This is a genomic window from Parabacteroides sp. AF21-43 (assembly GCF_003635435.1).
In the GTDB taxonomy this organism is placed as follows: Bacteria; Bacteroidota; Bacteroidia; order Bacteroidales; family Tannerellaceae; genus Parabacteroides; species Parabacteroides distasonis.
In genome coordinates this window covers 1-19,392 of record NZ_QTMG01000008.1, presented here as the reverse complement: position 1 = coordinate 19,392, position 19,392 = coordinate 1, and the positions used below count along the sequence as shown (strand labels likewise).

17 protein-coding genes are annotated in these 19,392 nt (G+C 45.2%); 13 read left to right on the top strand and 4 right to left on the bottom strand.

Features of this window, described 5'->3' with window-relative positions:
- The first annotated feature begins 1 nt into the window (after nt 1).
- From DWX84_RS07720 to DWX84_RS07675, 10 genes are all read left to right on the top strand, one after another.
- Nucleotides 2-1,345 carry a TolC family protein gene (locus DWX84_RS07720; protein ID WP_048927056.1) on the top strand — a complete coding sequence of 448 codons (1,344 nt, stop codon included), beginning with the start codon at nt 2-4 and terminating at the stop codon, nt 1,343-1,345.
- A gap of 135 nt (nt 1,346-1,480) precedes the next feature.
- Complete coding sequence (locus DWX84_RS07715) at nt 1,481-2,272, top strand: O-methyltransferase (RefSeq protein WP_048927055.1); 792 nt, start codon at nt 1,481-1,483, stop codon at nt 2,270-2,272.
- A gap of 19 nt (nt 2,273-2,291) precedes the next feature.
- Entirely contained in the window at nt 2,292-2,855 is a 564-nt protein-coding gene (locus DWX84_RS07710) for a cob(I)yrinic acid a,c-diamide adenosyltransferase (RefSeq protein ID WP_005859850.1), read from the top strand.
- Between the two features lie 71 nt (nt 2,856-2,926).
- A complete protein-coding gene (locus tag DWX84_RS07705) occupies nt 2,927-3,148 on the top strand; it encodes a DUF2795 domain-containing protein (RefSeq protein WP_005633363.1) in 222 nt (73 codons plus the stop codon).
- Between the two features lie 147 nt (nt 3,149-3,295).
- The gene (locus DWX84_RS07700) at nt 3,296-4,243 is read left to right on the top strand and encodes a type IX secretion system membrane protein PorP/SprF (RefSeq protein ID WP_008772936.1); all 948 of its coding nucleotides are present in this window, start codon (nt 3,296-3,298) and stop codon (nt 4,241-4,243) included.
- 3 nt (nt 4,244-4,246) lie between these two features.
- Nucleotides 4,247-5,674, top strand: a complete 1,428-nt coding sequence (locus DWX84_RS07695; protein WP_005863265.1) for an SUMF1/EgtB/PvdO family nonheme iron enzyme — start codon at nt 4,247-4,249, stop codon at nt 5,672-5,674.
- Between the two features lie 51 nt (nt 5,675-5,725).
- Entirely contained in the window at nt 5,726-6,817 is a 1,092-nt protein-coding gene (gldL, locus tag DWX84_RS07690; RefSeq protein WP_229103529.1) for a gliding motility protein GldL, read from the top strand.
- A gap of 6 nt (nt 6,818-6,823) precedes the next feature.
- Nucleotides 6,824-8,392, top strand: coding sequence for a gliding motility protein GldM (gldM, locus tag DWX84_RS07685; RefSeq protein WP_005859860.1), 1,569 nt, complete (start codon nt 6,824-6,826; stop codon nt 8,390-8,392).
- A gap of 10 nt (nt 8,393-8,402) precedes the next feature.
- Nucleotides 8,403-9,497 (top strand): gliding motility protein GldN, encoded by a 1,095-nt coding sequence (gene gldN, locus DWX84_RS07680; protein WP_005863269.1) that lies wholly within the window; start codon nt 8,403-8,405, stop codon nt 9,495-9,497.
- Nucleotides 9,498-9,546: 49 nt separating this feature from the next.
- A complete protein-coding gene (locus DWX84_RS07675) occupies nt 9,547-10,083 on the top strand; it encodes a GNAT family N-acetyltransferase (protein ID WP_008772940.1) in 537 nt (178 codons plus the stop codon).
- A gap of 63 nt (nt 10,084-10,146) precedes the next feature.
- Here DWX84_RS07675 and DWX84_RS07670 read toward each other — a convergent pair whose 3' ends face one another.
- Nucleotides 10,147-11,334, bottom strand: coding sequence for a DUF418 domain-containing protein (locus DWX84_RS07670; protein ID WP_008779106.1), 1,188 nt, complete (start codon nt 11,332-11,334; stop codon nt 10,147-10,149).
- Between the two features lies 1 nt (nt 11,335).
- Complete coding sequence (locus DWX84_RS07665) at nt 11,336-12,292, bottom strand: nitrilase family protein (protein ID WP_036618765.1); 957 nt, start codon at nt 12,290-12,292, stop codon at nt 11,336-11,338.
- A gap of 95 nt (nt 12,293-12,387) precedes the next feature.
- Here DWX84_RS07665 and DWX84_RS07660 point away from each other — a divergent pair, with 95 nt between their 5' ends.
- The 3 genes from DWX84_RS07660 to DWX84_RS07650 all read left to right on the top strand — a co-directional run bounded on the left by DWX84_RS07660 (nt 12,388) and on the right by DWX84_RS07650 (nt 13,976).
- Nucleotides 12,388-12,897, top strand: coding sequence for a GNAT family N-acetyltransferase (locus tag DWX84_RS07660; protein WP_122297460.1), 510 nt, complete (start codon nt 12,388-12,390; stop codon nt 12,895-12,897).
- Nucleotides 12,894-13,520, top strand: coding sequence for a chloramphenicol acetyltransferase (locus DWX84_RS07655; protein ID WP_122377461.1), 627 nt, complete (start codon nt 12,894-12,896; stop codon nt 13,518-13,520). The genes DWX84_RS07660 and DWX84_RS07655 overlap by 4 nt, the downstream gene beginning before the upstream one ends.
- Nucleotides 13,521-13,715: 195 nt before the next feature.
- Nucleotides 13,716-13,976 (top strand): DUF6582 domain-containing protein, encoded by a 261-nt coding sequence (locus DWX84_RS07650; protein ID WP_005859868.1) that lies wholly within the window; start codon nt 13,716-13,718, stop codon nt 13,974-13,976.
- A gap of 68 nt (nt 13,977-14,044) precedes the next feature.
- On the opposite strand, the gene DWX84_RS07645 is transcribed toward DWX84_RS07650, so the two are convergent.
- The gene (locus tag DWX84_RS07645; protein ID WP_008772944.1) at nt 14,045-15,193 is read right to left on the bottom strand and encodes an acyltransferase; all 1,149 of its coding nucleotides are present in this window, start codon (nt 15,191-15,193) and stop codon (nt 14,045-14,047) included.
- A gap of 344 nt (nt 15,194-15,537) precedes the next feature.
- Entirely contained in the window at nt 15,538-18,588 is a 3,051-nt protein-coding gene (locus tag DWX84_RS07640) for a DUF6383 domain-containing protein (RefSeq protein WP_122377460.1), read from the bottom strand.
- Between the last annotated feature and the right edge of the window lie 804 nt (nt 18,589-19,392).

Genomic DNA, 19,392 nt, shown 5'->3' with positions numbered 1-19,392 from the left:
CATGAATAAGTACCTATATACATTACTATTGGCCTTCTCTTCCCTCTTTATGGCGGAGGCGCAGCAACTATTCGATCTGAAACGGTGTATCGAAACCGGATTAGAGCAGAACTACTCCATCCGTATCATTCGTAACGAGCAACAGATCAGCGACAATAACGCCACCCCGGGAAACGCCGGTTATCTGCCTACCGTAGATATGAGCGGCGGATTCAGCGGAAATTTCAATAACAACCGTAACAGCCTGCAAGACGGATCGATCGAGAAGGCGAATGGTATAAACAGCGAGACGGGTAACGTCGGACTAAACGTTAACTGGACGGTTTTCGACGGTTTCGGTATCCAAGCCGAATACTCTCGCTTGAAAGAATTACAGCGAATGGGAGAATTGAACACCCGCATGACCATCGAGGATTTCGTAGCCAACCTTTCCAGCGAGTACTACAACCTGATCCGGCAGAAAATCCGTTTGCGTAACCTCCGTTCCACCTTGGACCTTTCCAAGGAGCGTCTACGGATCGTGGAGGAAAGGTATTATATCGGCTCCATGTCCCGTCTGGACTTGCAACAGGCTCAAGTGGACTTCAACTCGGATAGCTCCAAGGTATTAAACCAATTGGAGGTCGTGCATACCTCCCGTATCCGCCTGAACGAGTTAATGGCATTAAATAATGTGGAGGAGGAAATCCAGATCAAGGACTCCTTGATCTACCCGAACCCGTTCCTCGACGAGGTAGATCTATGGAAGAATACCCTCGAAGCCAACGCCTCACTCCTGATCGCCCAAAAGAACCAGACGTTGTCTGAGCTTGATTATAAAAAGGTAAAAAGCCGCTATTATCCCTATGTCAAGCTAAACGCAGGCTACGGCTACACGGCAAACTGGACGGAAGTGGGCAATTACGACCTCCAACAACGGCTGGGGCTTAATTACGGCGTGACCATCGGTATGAGCCTCTTCGACGGTTTCAACCGGAAACGTGAGCAACGCAACGCCCGCATCCAAATCGAGAACCAGCAATTGCGCATCCAAGAACTGGAACTTGCCCTGCGTGCGGACATGAGCAACTTCTGGATGGCCTATAAAAACAACCTCGACCTATGGAGCCTAGAGAAAGAGAACCTCGTAGCCGCCCAAGAGAACTACCGGATCGCCATCGACCGCTATAAACTCGGCGAGTTGTCTGGTATCGAATTGCGTGAGGCGCAAAACAGTCTACTGGAAGCGGAGGAGCGTCTTTCCGTGGCGGAATATTCCACCAAGATCTGTGAGATCTCGCTGCTTCAGTTAAGCGGACAGATATTAACCTATATCCGTCCCGAGCCGGAGAAAGCCAGTTTCTAGGATAAAGGCCAGTGCCACGCCTATGGCACAAGTTATTATAACTCCGTTTAAAGACTAGAGGCTTATGCTAATTGCGTTTTTTTATGTAAGTTCGCGGCAAATGGCAAGGTCATCATTGCCCAATGACAAAAAGAAATGCAAATACTACCAAAGGTTAATACATTACGAAAAGGATCGCTCTTGTACCGCAGCATCCGTTACCGTAAAGGATTCGGAGTACATTCGCCTTTCGTTTTTAACCTCATCACGAAGGTCATCGAGGAAAAATGCTCTTATTATAGTTTCTATGATATAGAGCTTTTACGTAAGCAGTTATTATTCAGGGAAGGAGAGATCACCTATCCAGACCGGCAGAACAAAGGGAAACGAAAGACCCGTTCCATCAGCGAGATCGTAAAACGGGAATCCATCCGGCCCAAGCATGGCGCCTTATTATTCCGTTTAACAAACTATTTCAAGTCCAAGAATATCCTCCAGATAGGAACCACGATGGGGCTGTCTACCTTATATCTAACCTCCTATGCCACGGGATTGAAATGTATCGCCTTGGAAAATGTACCGGAATTCGCCACGATTGCCCGTCAAGCATTCGCTAAAGAGGGACGTAATCCCGTCGATTTGCGTATCGGTAATTATAAGGACTTGCTTCCCCAAGCCTTAAATGACATAAATAGCTTAGATTTTATTTTTTTCAACACTTTATATGAACAACATAACAACCTCTGGCTGTTTAATGAATGTATGAAATACGCGCACAACGATACGGTATTCGTTTTTGAGGGAATCAAGGCGAGCCGTAAGATGCGTGAACTTTGGGAAGAGATCTGCGCATGTCCGGAAGTGACGGTCACCTTAGATCTTTACTCGCTAGGGATTGTCTTATTCAACAAGAAATTGCACAAACGAGATTATATTGTTTATTTTTAGGATTCAAAACAAGTCAGATATGAAGAAGAGTATTATCTATACCAGAACAGGCGATAAAGGAACCACTTCACTGGTAGGTGGACAACGCGTGTCGAAAGCGCACGATCGGATCGAGAGCTATGGCACCGTAGATGAGCTGAACTCCTTTATCGGATTATTAATCACGGCCTTGAATGATGAGAAAGATACTGATTTCTTATCATTCATCCAGCATAAGCTATTCACGATCGGTTCTTACCTAGCCACGGATCAAGCGACCACGGAATTGAAAATCGAGAGCAAGGTAACGCCCGAGAGCATCGAGCGTATCGAGCGGGAGATAGACCGTCTGGATAACGAGCTGCCGAAAATGCACGCGTTCATCCTACCGGGAGGATGCCGCTCGGCCGCCCTCGCACACGTTTGCCGCACCGTTTGCCGTCGTGCCGAGCGACAAATCTATCGCTTGGCCGAGAATTGCCCCGTTGAGGAGCCTGTATTGATATTTATGAACCGTTTATCGGATTATTTCTTCGTTCTGGCACGAAAAGAATGCATAAATAATAACGGTAAAGAAATTATTTGGGATTATACTTGCGTATAATAAATAAAGTCATATTTTCGCGGAAAAATAGAGAACCAAATCGCTTCGGCGGTTATTAATACTTGACAGCTATGTATTGGACATTAGAGTTAGCTTCAAAATTGGAAGACGCACCCTGGCCTGCGACTAAGGATGAACTTATTGACTATGCACAACGTTCTGGTGCGCCATTAGAAGTGATTGAGAATTTGCAGGAAATGGAAGATGAAGGCGAGATTTACGAATGCATGGAAGACATCTGGCCGGATTATCCAAGTAAAGAAGACTTCTTCTTCAACGAGGAAGAATACTAGTTCAATTGAGAATTGAAAATTGAAAATTAAGAAATAGAAGAACGAGGTGGCGGACGATCGAGCTCCCCTGCCTCGTTGTTTTTTTGTGAAAATACAATTTATCCGGATTTGCTGCGTTTGTAGTTACAACGTGAAGTGAATGTTTAAATGAGAAGACGTCTTCTTTCGATCTTGATCCTTTTGTGTACTTGTGCGGGAATCGTACGGGCGCAATATGACGCACGCTTAAGTCAATACTTCATGGCGAAACCGTATTATAACCCGGCCGTGGCCGGAGCTACGGAGGACTTGAATATATTGGCTCTCGCCCGCTTGGAAATGATCGGCGTACATGGGGCACCCAAGTCGTTCTTCATTACCGCGGATATGCCACTCACTTTAGGCAAGACGAATCATGGTGTCGGATTGGTTGTATTTACCGAGGCGATCGGACTTTTCCAGAATACACATGTAGGGGCGCAATACGCCTATAAGTATAAATTATTCGGGGGAGTCTTGAGCGGAGGTCTGCAAATCGGCTTAGTCAACCAATCGTTCGACGGAACCAAGGTGATAAAGGTTGAGTCCGAATACCATCAAGAGACCGACGCCGCCATTCCTGTAGAGCAGGTCAGCGGCATGGGGTTGGATATGAACTTCGGTATTTACTATACCCATAAACGGTTTTACGCCGGGTTTGGCATGACGCATATCACCCAACCGGAGCTTCAACTGGACGAGAACGCCTATACCTATATAGGTCGTTCACTTAATTTAATGGGTGGATACAATATTCAATTAAAGAATCCGTTGATAGAATTACAGCCCTCGGTGTTCTTGCTGACAGACATGCAAAGTTTTCATGCGGATATTACCGCTAGGCTGGAATATAATAAGATGTTTAATGGAGGTTTTTCCTATCGGGTGAATGAATCGGTGGGCATCATGTTCGGCGTAAAGCTAGGTCGTTTCCATGCGGGTTACGCCTTTGATTTCCCGACCACGGCCCTAGGCCGGGCAAGTAGCGGTAGCCACGAGCTATGTGTCAAGTATGCCTTAAAGCTGAACAAGACGAAGACAGGGAAAAATAGACATAAAAGTGTACGTATATTATAGTATATGAAAAAAGTATTATTAGTACTTGTAACGGTAGCCTTGCTTACCTCCTGCGGTAAATCTCTCCGGAGTGCCGGCGGTGAGGTGACAGGTGTCAGATCGGTAGCGTTCAATGAACCAGCGCCGTATGGAATGGTCTTGGTTAAAAGAGGTTCGTTCGAGATGGGTCCCGCCGACAAGGATTCCTTGTGGGGAATCATGCCGGAGACGAAAGGGGTCTCTTTCGACGCGTTCTGGATGGATCAGACAGAGGTAACGAACGCCAAATATCGCCAGTTCGTTTATTATGTGAGAGACTCTATTATCCGTGAACGCTTGGCGGACCCGGCTTATGGAGGCAACGATCTGTTCAAGATCACGGAAGACCGTTACGGGGAGCCTGTCACTCCGCATTTGGACTGGAACCGTCCGATTCCTTGGAGACGGGCGAACGAGGATGAGCAACGTGCGATAGAAAGTGTCTATTACACGAATCCCGTTACCGGAGAGAAAGGTTTGGACCCTAAACAAATGATCTATAAATACGAGTGGTACGACTATACCGCCGCCGCCCTCCGCAAGAATCAGTTGAACCCGGCGGACCGGGTTCGTAATACGGATATTCAGGTAGATCCGAACGAGGTAGTCATGATCTCCAAGGACACCGCTTACATCGATGATGAAGGACGTGTAATCAACGAGACGATCACCCGCCCGTTAAGCAGCGAATGGGATTTCTTGAATACCCGTATCGTCAATATCTACCCGGACGAGAATTGCTGGGTGAACGATTTCAAGAATGCGTACAACGAGCCATATACCCGTATGTATTTCTCTCATCCGGGTTACGATGATTATCCCGTAGTCGGTGTTTCTTGGGAACAAGCGACTGCCTTCTGCGTATGGCGTACGAATTTATACAAAGAATCCTTGAGCTTGCCACCGGGACAATTGGTAGAGCCATTCCGTCTTCCGTCCGAAGGAGAATGGGAATATGCCGCCCGTACAGGTAAGAACGAGAATAAGTTCCCTTGGTCTACCGACGAGCTTCAAGACAGCAAAGGCTGTTTCTTGGGTAACTTCAAGCCGGGTAAAGGTAATTATACGGAGGATGGCCATTTGATTACGTCTCGTGTAGGCTCTTTCGCCCCGAATGAGTTCGGGTTATACGATATGGCAGGAAACGTGGCGGAATGGACCTCAACGTCTTACTCCGAGTCTGGCCCGAGCCAAATGAGCGACATGAACCCGGATCTGCGTTACAACGCCGCCAAGAACGATCCCTACGCCATGAAAAAGAAAGTAGTGCGAGGAGGTTCTTGGAAAGATGTCTCACAATTTATCCGTTCGGACATGCGTACTTTCGAGTTCCAGAACGAGAGCCGTTCTTACATCGGTTTCCGTTGCGCACGTACCCAAATAGGATTCTCTCGCTCCAAGGGAAAGAAATAAGCGGGAATTATAAATTTAAAGTTTTGAATCATTTAAGACAATAATACGACGATGGGAAAATATAGAAGATATAAAAACAGACTGGAGATGTTCCTCTCCAGCGAAAGAGGAAAACGAGTATTGAACTTCCTGTATAGTTGGGGTGCGTCCATCGTAATCCTCGGTGCGTTATTTAAGTTATTACATATACCATACGCTAACCAAATCTTGTTCGTGGCGATGATCACCGAGTCTATCGTATTCTTTATCTCGGCGTTCGAGCATCCGAACAAGGAATATCATTGGGAAGATGTTTTCCCCGTATTGAAATCAAAGAACCCGATGGATCGTCCGGATTTCACCGGTACGCCGATCTCAACCATGATCAATTCTACGGATAATGTAGAAGACGATGAGATAGCCGGGGGAATAAATATCGGTTCGGTAGCGTCTAAGGCGAACGCGCAAAGAGGTGGTTCCTTGAATATCGCAGGTAATCTGGACGTGACGGAAGAAGATACCAAGAACTTATCCGAGAGCATCAAGAAATTAAGCGGAGCGGCCGAGCAAATTTCCAAGATGGCGGAATTGACGGAAGCTACCCAAAAATATCTGGAGCAATTATCTGGCATGTCTGAGAACATGGAGCGTTTCAGCCAAGTGACTAATTCGCTTACGAACGTATCCGATACACTGTTGAACTCTTATAAGAGTATCACGGATAATTCCGATGGCATCAACCAAAACTCCCGTGGTTACGTACACCAGATGGAACAATTGAACCGTAACGTATCCGGATTGAATACCATCTATGAGATCCAGTTGAAGAGTATCAGTTCGCAGATCGAATCTATCGAACACATCAATAGTGGATTGAATCGTATCCGTGAGATGTATGACGGATCGGTGGTAGATAGTTCCGTATTCCGTAACGAGACGGAAAAGATGACTCGTCAACTGGCCGAATTGAACCAAGTATACAGTCGTTTATTGCAAGCGATGACCGTGAATATGGGCTACCAACAACCGGCGCAGCCGCAACAACAACCTCAACAACCGATGTATCAGCAGCCACAACAGCCCGGTTACCAACAGCAATATCAGCAACCCTATGGTTACCAACAGCAACAACAGGCTCCGTATACAAACAACCCAATGAAGTAAAGAAATATGGCAGGAATATCAAATAATCCCAATTCTCCCCGTCAGCGGATGATCAACCTGATGTATCTGGTGTTCATCGCCATGATGGCACTGAACGTGTCGTCGGAGGTGCTGGATGGTTTTGAGTTGGTGGAAGGTAGCTTGCGAACCTCTATCGATAACTCCTCCCGCCGAAACAAGATCGTAGCGGACGAGATGGAAGCTTATTACCAAGAGAATCCCCAGAAAGTGGGTGAGTGGGCATTGAAGGCCCGTGAGGTGAAAAGAGCCTCAGATAGCCTCTATACGTATATACAAGATTTAAAGATCCGTATCGCTAAGGTAGCTGATGGCGAGAATGCCAACGTAAACAGCATCGAGCATAAGGATGATTTGGAAGCCGCTTCCCGTGTAATGCTCTCTCCTGTAAGCGGAGAAGGTAAAAAGCTGAGAGCGGAAATCGATAAGTATCGTATCTGGATGGGCGGCTTTATCGAAGATTCGGCGAAGACTGCCGTATTGGAGGCGAACCTAAGCACGACTCCCCCTCATAAAGCGGGGATCAATACCCGTACTTGGGAAGAGGCCTTGTTCGAGAATATGCCGGTAGCGGCGGCTGTTACCCTGTTAACAAAAATGCAAAGTGACGTTCGCTACGCCGAAGGTGAGGTCTTATCGAACTTATTGAATAGCGTAGACGTTGGCGATTACCGTGTGAACCAGATCACGGCGCAGGTAATCCCGGAAAGCCAGATCGTAATGCGAGGAAGCCAGTACAAGGCGAATATCGTATTATCGGCGGTAGACTCCACGAAACGTCCTACGATCTATGTAAACGGAAAAGAATTACCTTACGAGAATAAAGGAGTCTTCACGGTGAATACCGGAGCTGCCGGGACATTCCCGATCAAAGGTTATATCGAGATGCCGAATAGCGACGGCAGCATCATGCGCCGGGATTTCGAGAGCGAGTATTTCGTGACCGAGCCGACAGCTACCGTGGCCCCGACATTGATGAACGTATTATATGCCGGTATCGCCAACCCGATGCGTATCGCCGTCCCGGGTGTACCGAGCGGTAATGTGACAGCTACCATGACGAACGGCACATTAACCCGCAGCAAGGATGGTTGGGAAGCCCGCCCGTCTAAAGTAGGAACGGAAGCCGTGATCACGGTAAACGCTCGTATGGCGGATGGCCGGAACATAGAGATGGCAAAGACTACCTTCCGCGTGCGTGCCCTCCCCGATCCCCTACCTTATATCGAGTATAAGGATCAAAACGGTAACGTCCGTAAGTTCAAGGGAGGTATGATCGCCAAACGTAGCTTGGTAGAGGCTGACGGTATTCTGGCCGCTATCGACGATGATTTGCTAAATGTAAAATATACGGTATTACGTTTTGAGCTGACTTTCTTCGACTCCATGGGTAACGCTATCCCGGAAGTGGCCGAAGGAACCAACTTCTCGCAACGTCAGAAAAACTATATCCGCAATTTAAGTAAGGGTAAACGTTTTTATATCACCCGTGTAGTCGCGAAAGGTCCGGACGGTATCGAACGTACCATACCGACTATCGAAGTAATCGTAAATTAAGATTCGCAGTATGAAACATCTGTATTACATAGCCGCTTTGGCCGCCACTTTTTTAACAGCGATGCCTCTTCACGCGCAAGAAGAAGCAGAGAACGATGCTACGCAGCAACAACAAACGCGTCGCCGTTCGCCTCAAGCCAGCCGTGGGGAAAGAAACGATAAGAAAGATACCGGTTTACCCGAACTGACCGTACGGGCCCAAGATATGAACGAGCGTTTGACGCAAGAGATCGGGAACGCTCGCTGGATGCGTATTATCTACCGGCAGGTGGACTTGATGAAAGAACAGAACGCTCCGCTTTATTACCCGACCCGCCCGATGAACGGACAGATGAATCTTTTCTCCGTAATCTTCCAGCTTTTAGGTGAGAACAAGATCAAGGCCTATGAGTATCTGGACGGATACGAGGAGTTTGACGAAGCCCATTTGATCAACTTCAAGGATTTGCTGGATCGCTTCTACATCCTTTATGAGGAGATACCGGGGAGAGCGGGTGAGGAACCGACTTTCGTAATCAATGAAAGCGATATACCTGCAGCCGACGTACGGTCTTACTATGTAAAAGAAGCATGGTATTTCGACCAGAATAATTCCGCTTTTGATGTCAAGATATTGGCGATTTGCCCGATCCTTACCTCTACAGGTGATATGGGAGAGACAACCATGCCTATGTTCTGGCTTCCTTACGAGAATATACGTCCGTATATCAGCAATTCATACATCATGACGTCTAATATGAATAACGCCATGACTTTTACGATGGATGACTATTTCCGTCGCCGGATGTTCGAGGGGGATATCATCAAGACCCAAAACTTGATGAATCTGCCATTGCAGGCGTATTGCCCGACACCGGATTCCTTAAAGAACGAGCAAGCTCGTATCGAAGGTCAATTAACCAGCTTTGAGAAATCACTCTGGTATCAACCGGATACGACTCAAGTAGCGGTAGACAGCAAAGCCGCGAAGAAAGCCAGAAAGAGCGCCGCAAGAGGAAAAGGTACTACAACCAAAGAACCTGCCTCCGAAAAGAAAGCTCCCACTGTCAAGGCTCCGAAAGCAGAAAAATCCGCTCCGGTACGCAGTGTTCGACGCAGAAGATAAAAACGGACTCACGATACGGGTCTGAGCGATAACCGGTGATACGCAACATATGAATAAAGAAATCAAGATTAGACCAGAGCAAGAGAACGACTTTCAAGCAGTAAGGGAAGTCGTGGAACTTGCTTTCCGTGACGTGGAGGACAGTGATCAAAGCGAACCGTACCTTGTAGAACGTTTACGAAAAACGGACGCTTATATTCCGGAGCTCTCCTTAGTCGCTGAATTAAACGGCGAAATCATAGGGCATCTCATGATGAGTAAGGTGGAAATCGTATCAGAAGACCAAAGCGTGATCTCTCTTGGGCTAGCACCGGTTTCGGTGGTACCGAAGTACCAAAGGATTGGCGTTGGTAGCGCTTTGATCCGTGAAGCGCATAAGCGAGCGGGAGAGCTAGGCTATAAATCGGCCGTCTTATTAGGACATAAGGATTATTATCCGAGATTCGGATATAAAAGGGCGATTGATTTCGGCATTGAGTTCCCATTCGATGTCCCCAGCGAATATTGCATGGTTGTCGAGTTGGCACCGGAAGGACTCAAGAACGTGCATGGAATGATTAAATATGCCAAACCTTTTATGGAGTGAGAACTGTCTGTAATGAAATGAGACGGGACATACCCCATCTCATTTCACCAGATAATCAGATCCTTATTTAGAACCTACCCATGTCCACTTATGCCAAAGACCTTCCAACGGTCCGTGTTTATGTCTTTCAGCCCACCACTTACAGAAGCGTACTTGCAAGAAGAAAAAGGCGATACCGATGAACATGCTGACCGTATAACCGCAGTAAGGAGCCAGATTCAAGCCGATCGGGAAATAGATCAACGCACCAGCAAAAGATTGTGTCACATAATTCGTCAAGCTCATCTTTCCATAAGAGCGTAAGATAGAGGTAAAACGCTTAAAGGCCTCGCGCTGATACAGTAACACAAAGGAAGCCACCAATACGAACGTAAAAGCGAATTTCTGCCACATATCAAACACAACACCTGCCGTCTGGCGCACGGTAGCGCTGTCCGCCGTATCCATCAACAATACTTTCAGTTGGTATAAAGGACCGAAAGCGATCGCAGTAATGATCAAGGTCTTTATCCAAAAACGGGAATTCTCCTCCGAGGGGATAAATAACTTTTTGCGCCCGATCAACATTCCCAGCATAAATAACCCGCAGGTCTGTACATACCGGCCGGCACCAACAGCCCAGAGCAAACTAGCCTTTTGTCCTAACGTCACGTTCTGCCAGATGAAATTCCATAAATCCCCCCGCTTGGTATGCTCCGCCATCTCTGAGTACATCTCCCCTACTCCTAAATTGGGTAATTGGTAATCCGGATTAAACAGGCTAGCGATATAATGATACCACTCCACCGGCTGCAATAAAAAGATAATAGCCGTTATCAAGACAGCCTTATCGCTCCATTTACGCACGATAAACAAAACAACGCCCACGATCGCATACAGCAGCAAAACATCGCCTGCCGGATAAAAAGCGGCGTTCAACGTAGCGAAGATCGTCAACAGCAGTAATCTCCAAAGGAAGCGGTAACCGAAGTCTTTTCCCTTCGCCTGCTGGTTCGAATACTGTATATAAAAGGTAAAACCAAATAACAAGGCAAAGATAGAATACGATTTCCCGGCAAACAAAGCGAATACCACCGTAAACACGCCTTCATTCAATACGTTCAACCATCCCGGCAGCGTAGCCGGGTCCGGATAGACCGGATAGATAAAATGTTCCACATTATGCACTAATAAGATTGCCAAGACAGCGAATCCACGTAGCGCATCCACCACCTCTACACGAGGTGACTTAGAGATTGTTGTTTGTTGCATACTATTTATTTGTTGTTTCTGTTAACCATGCTACCTTTTGATTGGACTCATGCGGTTGGCCGATAATATCCGCATAAAGTTCCGGACGACGGGCATTTCGGTAACGATATCCTCCAGCCTGTCTCAATTTCTCAGGGATAGCCGTAGCGATCACGAAATCATCACCCAGTTTACGGCATTCCGCCACGATATCGCCGAAAGGATCCAGAATCATCGAGCAACCGTTCTTGATCTCATTATAATCACGCCCGATCGGATTGGAGAATACCACATATACCGCATTGTCGTACGCCCTAGCGGGAAGCCATTTCATAAGCCAAGCACGTCCCTTCAGGCCATCGAACTCCTGTCGCAAGGAAGTCGGGTCGTTTGCCCGGTTCTCCCATAACATAGGATTTATCAAACCAGCCCCGGGGCGAGGGGAAGGGGTACACATCGTCACGTGAGGCATGAAAATGATATCCGCCCCTAATAAGGCCGTGGCACGGACATTCTCTATGATATTATTATCGTAGCAAATCAATATGCCACATTTCCATCCCTTGATCTCAAAAACCACATATTGATCGCCCGGCAAGATATTCGGATTAATAAACGGATGTAGCTTGCGGTACTTTGCCTTCAAGCCATTGCCATCCACGCAAACTTGCGCTTTATAGATGCGATCCCCATCCCGCTCAAAGAATCCGGCCAGTAGCGTGACGCCAAACTCTTTGGCGATGGCGATCAAGGCTTGCGTACTCTCCCCCGTGGGGATCGGTTCGGCAATAGCCAACAATTCCTTGCGAGACAAGTCCTTGGCAAACGTATATCCACAAACCGAGCATTCGTGAAAAGCCACTACATCCGCTCCCTCTACCGACGCTTTCCGGCACATCTCCCGGATGATAGAAAGATTATACACTTTATCGTTATCCCGTGTCTCGAACTGCACGGTAGCAATTTTTAATGGTTCCATGATATTTTGATTTAATTGGTTTATATATTTTTCGACTAGATTCGCAAAGATAACAATAATATACTACTTTTGCGGGATAACTTTTTCTACCGATCATGAATATCAGACAAACACGACAAGAAGATCTGGCCGAGGTAATGGCAATCTACGATTACGCACGCAGGTTCATGCAAGAGCATGGCAATGGCAATCAATGGATCAATGGATATCCTTCCGAGGAATTGATCTCCAACGAGATCAAGGCCAGCCATAGTTTCGTATGCGAAAATGAGCAGGGCGAGTTAGTGGGGACCTTTTGTTACATCGAGGGAATCGACCCTACTTACCTAAATATCTATGAAGGCGAATGGCTGAACGATGAACCTTATGCCGTGATCCATCGCATGGCCTCCAACGGTAAGCAAAAGGGGATCTCGACCGAATGTCTAAAATGGGCATTCGCTCATTGCGATAATATCCGTATCGATACACACCGGGATAATATTGTCATGCAAAACTTATTGAAAAAGCATGGCTTCAAGCAATGCGGTATCATTTACATCGCGAATGGTACGGAACGCATCGCTTTCCACAAAATAGTAAACCCAACAAATAAAGAATCATGAAGCATCCTATTGACCTAGAGCATTGGAACCGGAAAGAACATTTCCTGTTTTTCGGTTCTATGGACGACCCTTTCTTTGGACTGACCACCCAGATAGACGTGACCTCCATCTATAAAGAGGCGAAAGCGGATCATGCCTCTTTTTTCCTCTACTCCTTACATAAGATTATGACAGCCGTTAATGAGGTGAAAGAGTTCCGGTACCGGATCATCGACAACATCCCTGTCTGCTTCGACCGAATCCACGTGGGAACAACGATTGGGCGGGAAGACGGAACATTCGGCTTCGGCTTCTTCGAATATACACCGGACAGGCAACTGTTCCTTCAAAACGCACAGAAAGAGATAGAACGTGTGCAAGCTCTCACAGGCCTTTGCAAAGATAGGGAATCTGACCGGCAAGACCTAGTCCGTTTCTCCCCGGTCCCATGGATCGCCTTCACGGAGATGAAACATGCTTCCTCTTTCCGTACAGGCGATTCCGCTACCCGCATCTCCACCGGAAAGCTGATCGAACAGAACGGGCATCGGATGCTCCCTATCTCCGTAACGGCTCATCATGGCTTGATGGACGGCAGACATGTGTCTATCCTCTTAGATCGTATAGCGGATAAAGACGGATGAGACGGATGAGCAAGGCAATCCGTTTCCGATTCTAAGGATGAAACTAAAGATGTGTTCTTATGAGCTTTGCGAGGCATGTTTTCTTTATGAATCAGATCTATTTGATAAACATTAATTCTTTCCCAACACTTTTTAGCGAGAAGTGATTGTTTCCATCGAAACGTTTCATAAACAGATCATTAAAAAATTATCACGATGGAAAGAGAAAGAGAACAAGGTTCCGACCGACTTGACACGGAGGAACGCAAAGAGTTGAACGACTCTGATTTCGGATTACCCGAAGAACGAAAATATCCTATGCCGGACGCCACACACGTACGGGCGGCCGAATCCTATTTTCGATACGCTACCGATCAGCAAAAGCCGGAATTAGCTCATAATATCTTGAGAAAAGCCAAAGAGTTCGGGGTTGATGTCGAAAGTCCGACAATCTTAGAATGGGCAAATCGCTACTAATACCCATTCTGATCCGCTTATTCACCGATACACCGTATGTGTTGGGTGGCACATACGGTTATGGCAGGTTATTTGCGTACCTGTAAAAAGCGCTTTGTCAAATATCTGCGAACCGGCTCGTCATAAAGTTTCAAACTAATGTAAGCCAATACTATACTTCCGATCACTAATGCCAACGCTTCCGGCCATGCTTCCGCAAATGTAAGGTTCTCCTTCTTCACCCACCCAAAATACAAGTATATAAGAGGGTAATGTACCATATACAAAGGATAAGAGATATCTCCCAAGAATTTACAAATACGGGCGGAATGTTTATCGGTTGTCTTCCCGGAAGCCCCCAGATAGACAAGCATAGGGAATATTAGGATCGCGCATACAGAATCATAGATACCGTTCATCCATAAAGCCTCACCGTCACCGACATAGGGCATGGAAAGTAAAACAACGATCGCCAAGCTACAAATCCAAAAAGCACCTTTGACATGAATGGGCTTAAAGACGCGCGACATCAACAATCCCATCGAGAAAGAAAATAACACTCGTAAAAAGCCACCGATCAAATTGTACTCTTCCATCGTCCACCCCACACCTAGGTGCCCCGCACCGGAAAAATTGAATATAGCGAACGAAGCCAATCCGATTCCCGCCAAGACAATAAGTGCCATAAGCGCCTTCGTTGACATCCGACGAATAAACAAGGCATACATAATATTCCCGATATACTCGAAGAACAAAGACCAACTAGGGCCATTTAAAGGAAACATCTCACCATTTCCACGGATCTCAGGCCCGGAACCGGGTACAGCCGGTATCAAAAAAAGGTTGATAAGCAAAGCTAGCATCACCATGGATATAGAGACATGCGTACCATCCCACTTCTCACACCCTTGTATACAAAACGCGATAACTCCCAAAACGGCTCCAAGGACAACCATCGGATGCAAACGGATCAACCGACGTTTGATAAAATCCTTTGTCGTCATGGTTTTCCACCGGTCGTCATAAGCATAACCAATCACGAACCCGGACAGGATAAAGAAGAAATCAACGGCTAAATAACCGTGATTAAATTGTTGATCAATGGGACTCGTAGCAAAGGCTTCGAATACATGATAAAATATAACCATTAACGCTGCGACACCTCTCAATCCATCAAGAAGGTCATAATGAGGTTTTGTGTCCGCAAATGCGGCCGCTGAGATTTTTGAGTTTGACATTAATTGTTTGAGCTTATTTTTGATACTACTATTACTCCTAATTTCCGCAAAAATACAAAAAGGCCCCATCTTTCACGTTATTAGACAGTTCTTTTTTCATTAGTTACACATAAATAAGGTCGCAAAATACGAAGTCCCCAGCAAAGCTTACGCCTGCCGGAGACTTGTTTCTTTATCCGTACTCCATCCTCACGGAGGTACTTACGGACCTCTTAATTTATTACTTTAGTATTAATATTAATCCAACTCCCGCCTGTTCATCCGTCACGGATTACTTGGGATCGAAACCCTCACGGGAATTGTTGATTATCTTATTTCATTATTCCTTTACTTTGAATATTCAATTATTTAACGACAACTTTCACAGTCTCCTCGCCAACCGTAACGAATACGATACCGGCAGGTACAGCGATTGTAGCGTTATCGGATGTAAGAACAGTCTCAGCTACAGACTGGCCTAATACAGTACGTACATAAGCGTTCTGACCAGCAGCGCCTTGGATCGTTACGACACCGTTGCCACCTACTACAACGATAGAGGAAGCAGCATCTTCAACAGAACCGTTAGAAGTCGGAACGTCAGTACCTAATGTGAAGACCATAGCGATATCATTGTCAGCAGTCAAACCAAGTTTTCCATTCAAGGCATAAACATAAACTGTCTTACCATCAATCTTTCTTTGAGAAGAAATAACATACTCATCCTCAGAATCCTTAGCTAAAGTTATATTAAACTTGAACGCATCCAGTCTATCAGAATTTACAGTCTCACCATCAGACTCCAATTCCTTAACAACTTTTACAGCCTCACCATTTACGGTAGTAGCGATTGTATCAACACCCTCAAGGATAGCCGGACGGAAGATTACCTTAGTATCCTCTGTTCCTTCCAAATAATATGCCTCATTTGTATATTCTTGAGCAGAGCCTTCTACGAAATATTTCAAAGAATCCTGAGCATTGAACATGAACATTCTCTCAGCCGGTGCTTCTTCGCCTTCAGCAACCTCAATGCCTTTAGAGATATAGAATGAAGGAGTCTTAGCCTTGCTATCCGCCGTATCCAACCAGAAAATCATGCTTTCCGCAGAAAGGATACCTTCAGTGATACCATTCTTATTCAACTGATAGTTGATAGAACCTAACATATTGTCAAATGATGCGTGACGTGGTTGAGAGGCCAATGACGGGTTGAACGGATTAGCGTCCAAGATCTCAACGTTTGCGTAACCATCATTCAAGTCACTAGCTGCTACATAACGCTTCTTATCATAAGCTACAGTTAAATTTGTGCTATTAACGCTCGCAGTTTTAACCGCAGAAGTATTATCAATTGAAGCAGCATAATCAAGCGTACCCCCAGAAGTCGCAGCTAACGAAACCAAAGAATAACCGCCTGCGGCATTCTTAATGATAGCGAACTCTGTAGCGGCATCCTTTTCTTTATCAGTAGCAGCGGCAGCACCTAAATATCTAGCATCGTCACCCTTAACTTCCGTCGTACGCAAGATATAAGTTGGAACAACCAAAGTATCCTTATCCGCAACTCTTACAACCTCATTCTTATCATTTAAGTAAGCATAAGTATTCGTATTCAAGATGTAATCAGCTACACCTTGCAAAGATTTATCCAAAGTTTCAGCACCTTTTACTCTTTCCGGATAAAGGGTCAACATTGTCGCCTTCTCATCGGTAGAGACCTTCATACTCTTTTTATCATTAGAAAGAACTGCATAAAGAGTCTTGTCACCAAATACGTTCTTACCATTGAATGTCATCTTAAAGCCCTCGGCGATCTGAGTATCCGTGAATACTTTATAACCGTCCGTACGAGTTGTAGCGATCGTGTTGAACTTAACGGAAGTTGTATTCAGTGCTAAATCTTCTGTTACACCTTTGGAAGCTTTTTCATCTCCTTTGATTGTTACTTCTTCTCCATCATAAGTTGCTTTATCTACTTTATAGCCACCTTCTTTTCCATCCGGTTGTAAACGTAATACCAAATCCTCACCTGTCTCACGGTTTGTCAATGTAAAATTATATTTGCCATCAAAACCAGAAACGATCCATTGGGATACCGGCATCGTAAAATCCGCACTATTATAAGCAACCACTCTTAAACCGTCACCTGTAGCAGGATCAACCGTTAAATACTTATGGTACTCTGTTTGAGCGTTTGGCTTACCCTCAGAGCTCTTGTCCTCATCATTACTTGTAAAGTAAATATTTACCACATTCTCAGCGTTCTTCTTCAATAATACAGAAGCGTCAAGATAAGAATTCGCACCCAGTTGCGGATGGATAGGAGTATAGTTCGTTTTTGTACTTCCTGATAATACAGTAGTCACATAAGTCTTCGTATCAGAAACAGAAGGCTTAACCGCAGCTACATTTACATCATAAGATTTCCAAGTATTACCGACAGAAGGTTTCATCGTTAAAATCAACTTACCATCCTCATTAAAGGCATCTTTCAATGAGATCGTAAAGCTTGCGTTTGCACTAGAGTCTTTAGCAGCGACCTCACCTTTCATCCAATACAAAGCGTAACCTTCACCATCTTGTTTACCATTGATGTTGTAACGTTGAGTAGGATCCACGGCTAAGAAAGAGATTTCTTTTGCAGCTGATATGGCAGCTTCATTATTTGTACCATCTTCAACTTCAGCAACAAATGCTTCTACCTTCTTTGCGTCACCTTTCACAAAATAAGTACCTGTCTGGATTTTCGCATCCGCAGCAGTAATATCCGCACTAACAGTTACCGGAGTTACGGAATCAAACAAGTTACCAACCAATTCGCTAGTCGTATAATCGAAGGACAAAGTTGTACCTTTTGAATTGTATTCAGTCAAATACTCATCTCCGATCTCTTTAGCATAAGAGAAGGCCTGTAAATTACTACCAACCTCGCTAGCAGGCAATGCAGCCGTAAACAAGCCTTTAAATTTCAGCTTACCATCTTTTACAATAAACTTCGTGTTGAAGTCTGAAAGATTTTTCGTTGACTGATCTCCGGTAACGGCAGTACCATCGCCCTTTGTTATAACTTGGTATTCCTTACCATCAATAGTTACCCACAACTCGAAAGTACGAGAAGAGTAGTTACGGATCGTAAATTCGGCGGCAGTTTCATTCGTAGCAGAAGCAGTTGTAGCTGTTAAAGAAACAACTTCCTTATCGCCCTTCAATTTTAAGATATCACTACTCGTATACTTTGCATACAAAGTAGTATTTGACGCTCCTAAATAGAATGTCATGCCATTGCCCAAAGCGGTCTCTGTAGTTGTATAAGAAACAACGGTCTTGTCTCCAACAGCGGCATACGCAGCATTAAAAGCAGGTCCACCTAGCAGTAAACCAGCTGTTAACAAGGTAAAAATCCTTTTGTTCATAAATTCAAAATTTAATATTAATAATAGTGTTAATTAAAGTCCATCCCGTCGTTTAGCACCCTTGTTTTACTCGAAAACGACTAGTCTAAACGATCGTCTAAATCTTGCGTTTTTTTAGTGTCGGAACAGGAGGTTTGTTGAAGGAATCGGTTGTTTCGTAAAGGATAACCTATCCTATTGATAAGAAAGAGGATAAGTAATAAAAAAATAGCCCGGAAGAGTTGCAAGTATCGAAGAAACGCGTACCTTTGCAAATGACTAAAAGAATCGATCGTTTAAACTAGTCGTTTCTATCCCATAAAAGATTGTCAAACATCAAGGTTTTTAACTATATATAATGTACAGGTGTACATTAAAATAATGTAAACCTATCAAAGCATAAGATCTGAATCAAGCTTCCTCTTTGACACAAAAGTATTGATAGTACCGCTAGCTTCGAGTTATAGGTATTTTATAGGCTCACCCGATAATCATTGGGGATATCTTCAGGCTCATCTATATTTCAGCCGGCAGCCTAAGATAAGTCGGCCAACAGATGAGATCATGAGATAACTATTGCCATATAAATCGCTGTCTTATAAACTATTAATCAACAGACCAACTCACTTGAGAAAGGCTTCCCAAGTGAATAACTAACCACTTCCAGACTCGTAAGCTTACGGCTACCCCCAGCCGTAAGTTATTCACTTGACAAACCGTAAGTTATTCACCTGACAAGGCTAAATTATACATTAACCGTCTCTCCCCCGGTGGTTATCGGGAAATGGCAGAGGAGCTATAGATACAAGTGGCCCATTTGTCTTT

Excerpts from the sequence above, each read along its gene's own strand:
- DWX84_RS07720 (WP_048927056.1), top strand. The coding sequence starts at position 2 with ATGAATAAGTACCTATATACATTACTATTGGCCTTCTCTTCCCTCTTT.
- DWX84_RS07715 (WP_048927055.1), top strand. The coding sequence starts at position 1,481 with ATGCAAATACTACCAAAGGTTAATACATTACGAAAAGGATCGCTCTTG.
- DWX84_RS07710 (WP_005859850.1), top strand. The coding sequence starts at position 2,292 with ATGAAGAAGAGTATTATCTATACCAGAACAGGCGATAAAGGAACCACT.
- DWX84_RS07705 (WP_005633363.1), top strand. The coding sequence starts at position 2,927 with ATGTATTGGACATTAGAGTTAGCTTCAAAATTGGAAGACGCACCCTGG.
- DWX84_RS07700 (WP_008772936.1), top strand. The coding sequence starts at position 3,296 with ATGAGAAGACGTCTTCTTTCGATCTTGATCCTTTTGTGTACTTGTGCG.
- DWX84_RS07695 (WP_005863265.1), top strand. The coding sequence starts at position 4,247 with ATGAAAAAAGTATTATTAGTACTTGTAACGGTAGCCTTGCTTACCTCC.
- gldL (WP_229103529.1), top strand. The coding sequence starts at position 5,726 with ATGGGAAAATATAGAAGATATAAAAACAGACTGGAGATGTTCCTCTCC.
- gldM (WP_005859860.1), top strand. The coding sequence starts at position 6,824 with ATGGCAGGAATATCAAATAATCCCAATTCTCCCCGTCAGCGGATGATC.
- gldN (WP_005863269.1), top strand. The coding sequence starts at position 8,403 with ATGAAACATCTGTATTACATAGCCGCTTTGGCCGCCACTTTTTTAACA.
- DWX84_RS07675 (WP_008772940.1), top strand. The coding sequence starts at position 9,547 with ATGAATAAAGAAATCAAGATTAGACCAGAGCAAGAGAACGACTTTCAA.
- DWX84_RS07670 (WP_008779106.1), bottom strand. The coding sequence starts at position 11,334 with ATGCAACAAACAACAATCTCTAAGTCACCTCGTGTAGAGGTGGTGGAT.
- DWX84_RS07665 (WP_036618765.1), bottom strand. The coding sequence starts at position 12,292 with ATGGAACCATTAAAAATTGCTACCGTGCAGTTCGAGACACGGGATAAC.
- DWX84_RS07660 (WP_122297460.1), top strand. The coding sequence starts at position 12,388 with ATGAATATCAGACAAACACGACAAGAAGATCTGGCCGAGGTAATGGCA.
- DWX84_RS07655 (WP_122377461.1), top strand. The coding sequence starts at position 12,894 with ATGAAGCATCCTATTGACCTAGAGCATTGGAACCGGAAAGAACATTTC.
- DWX84_RS07650 (WP_005859868.1), top strand. The coding sequence starts at position 13,716 with ATGGAAAGAGAAAGAGAACAAGGTTCCGACCGACTTGACACGGAGGAA.
- DWX84_RS07645 (WP_008772944.1), bottom strand. The coding sequence starts at position 15,193 with ATGTCAAACTCAAAAATCTCAGCGGCCGCATTTGCGGACACAAAACCT.
- DWX84_RS07640 (WP_122377460.1), bottom strand. The coding sequence starts at position 18,588 with ATGAACAAAAGGATTTTTACCTTGTTAACAGCTGGTTTACTGCTAGGT.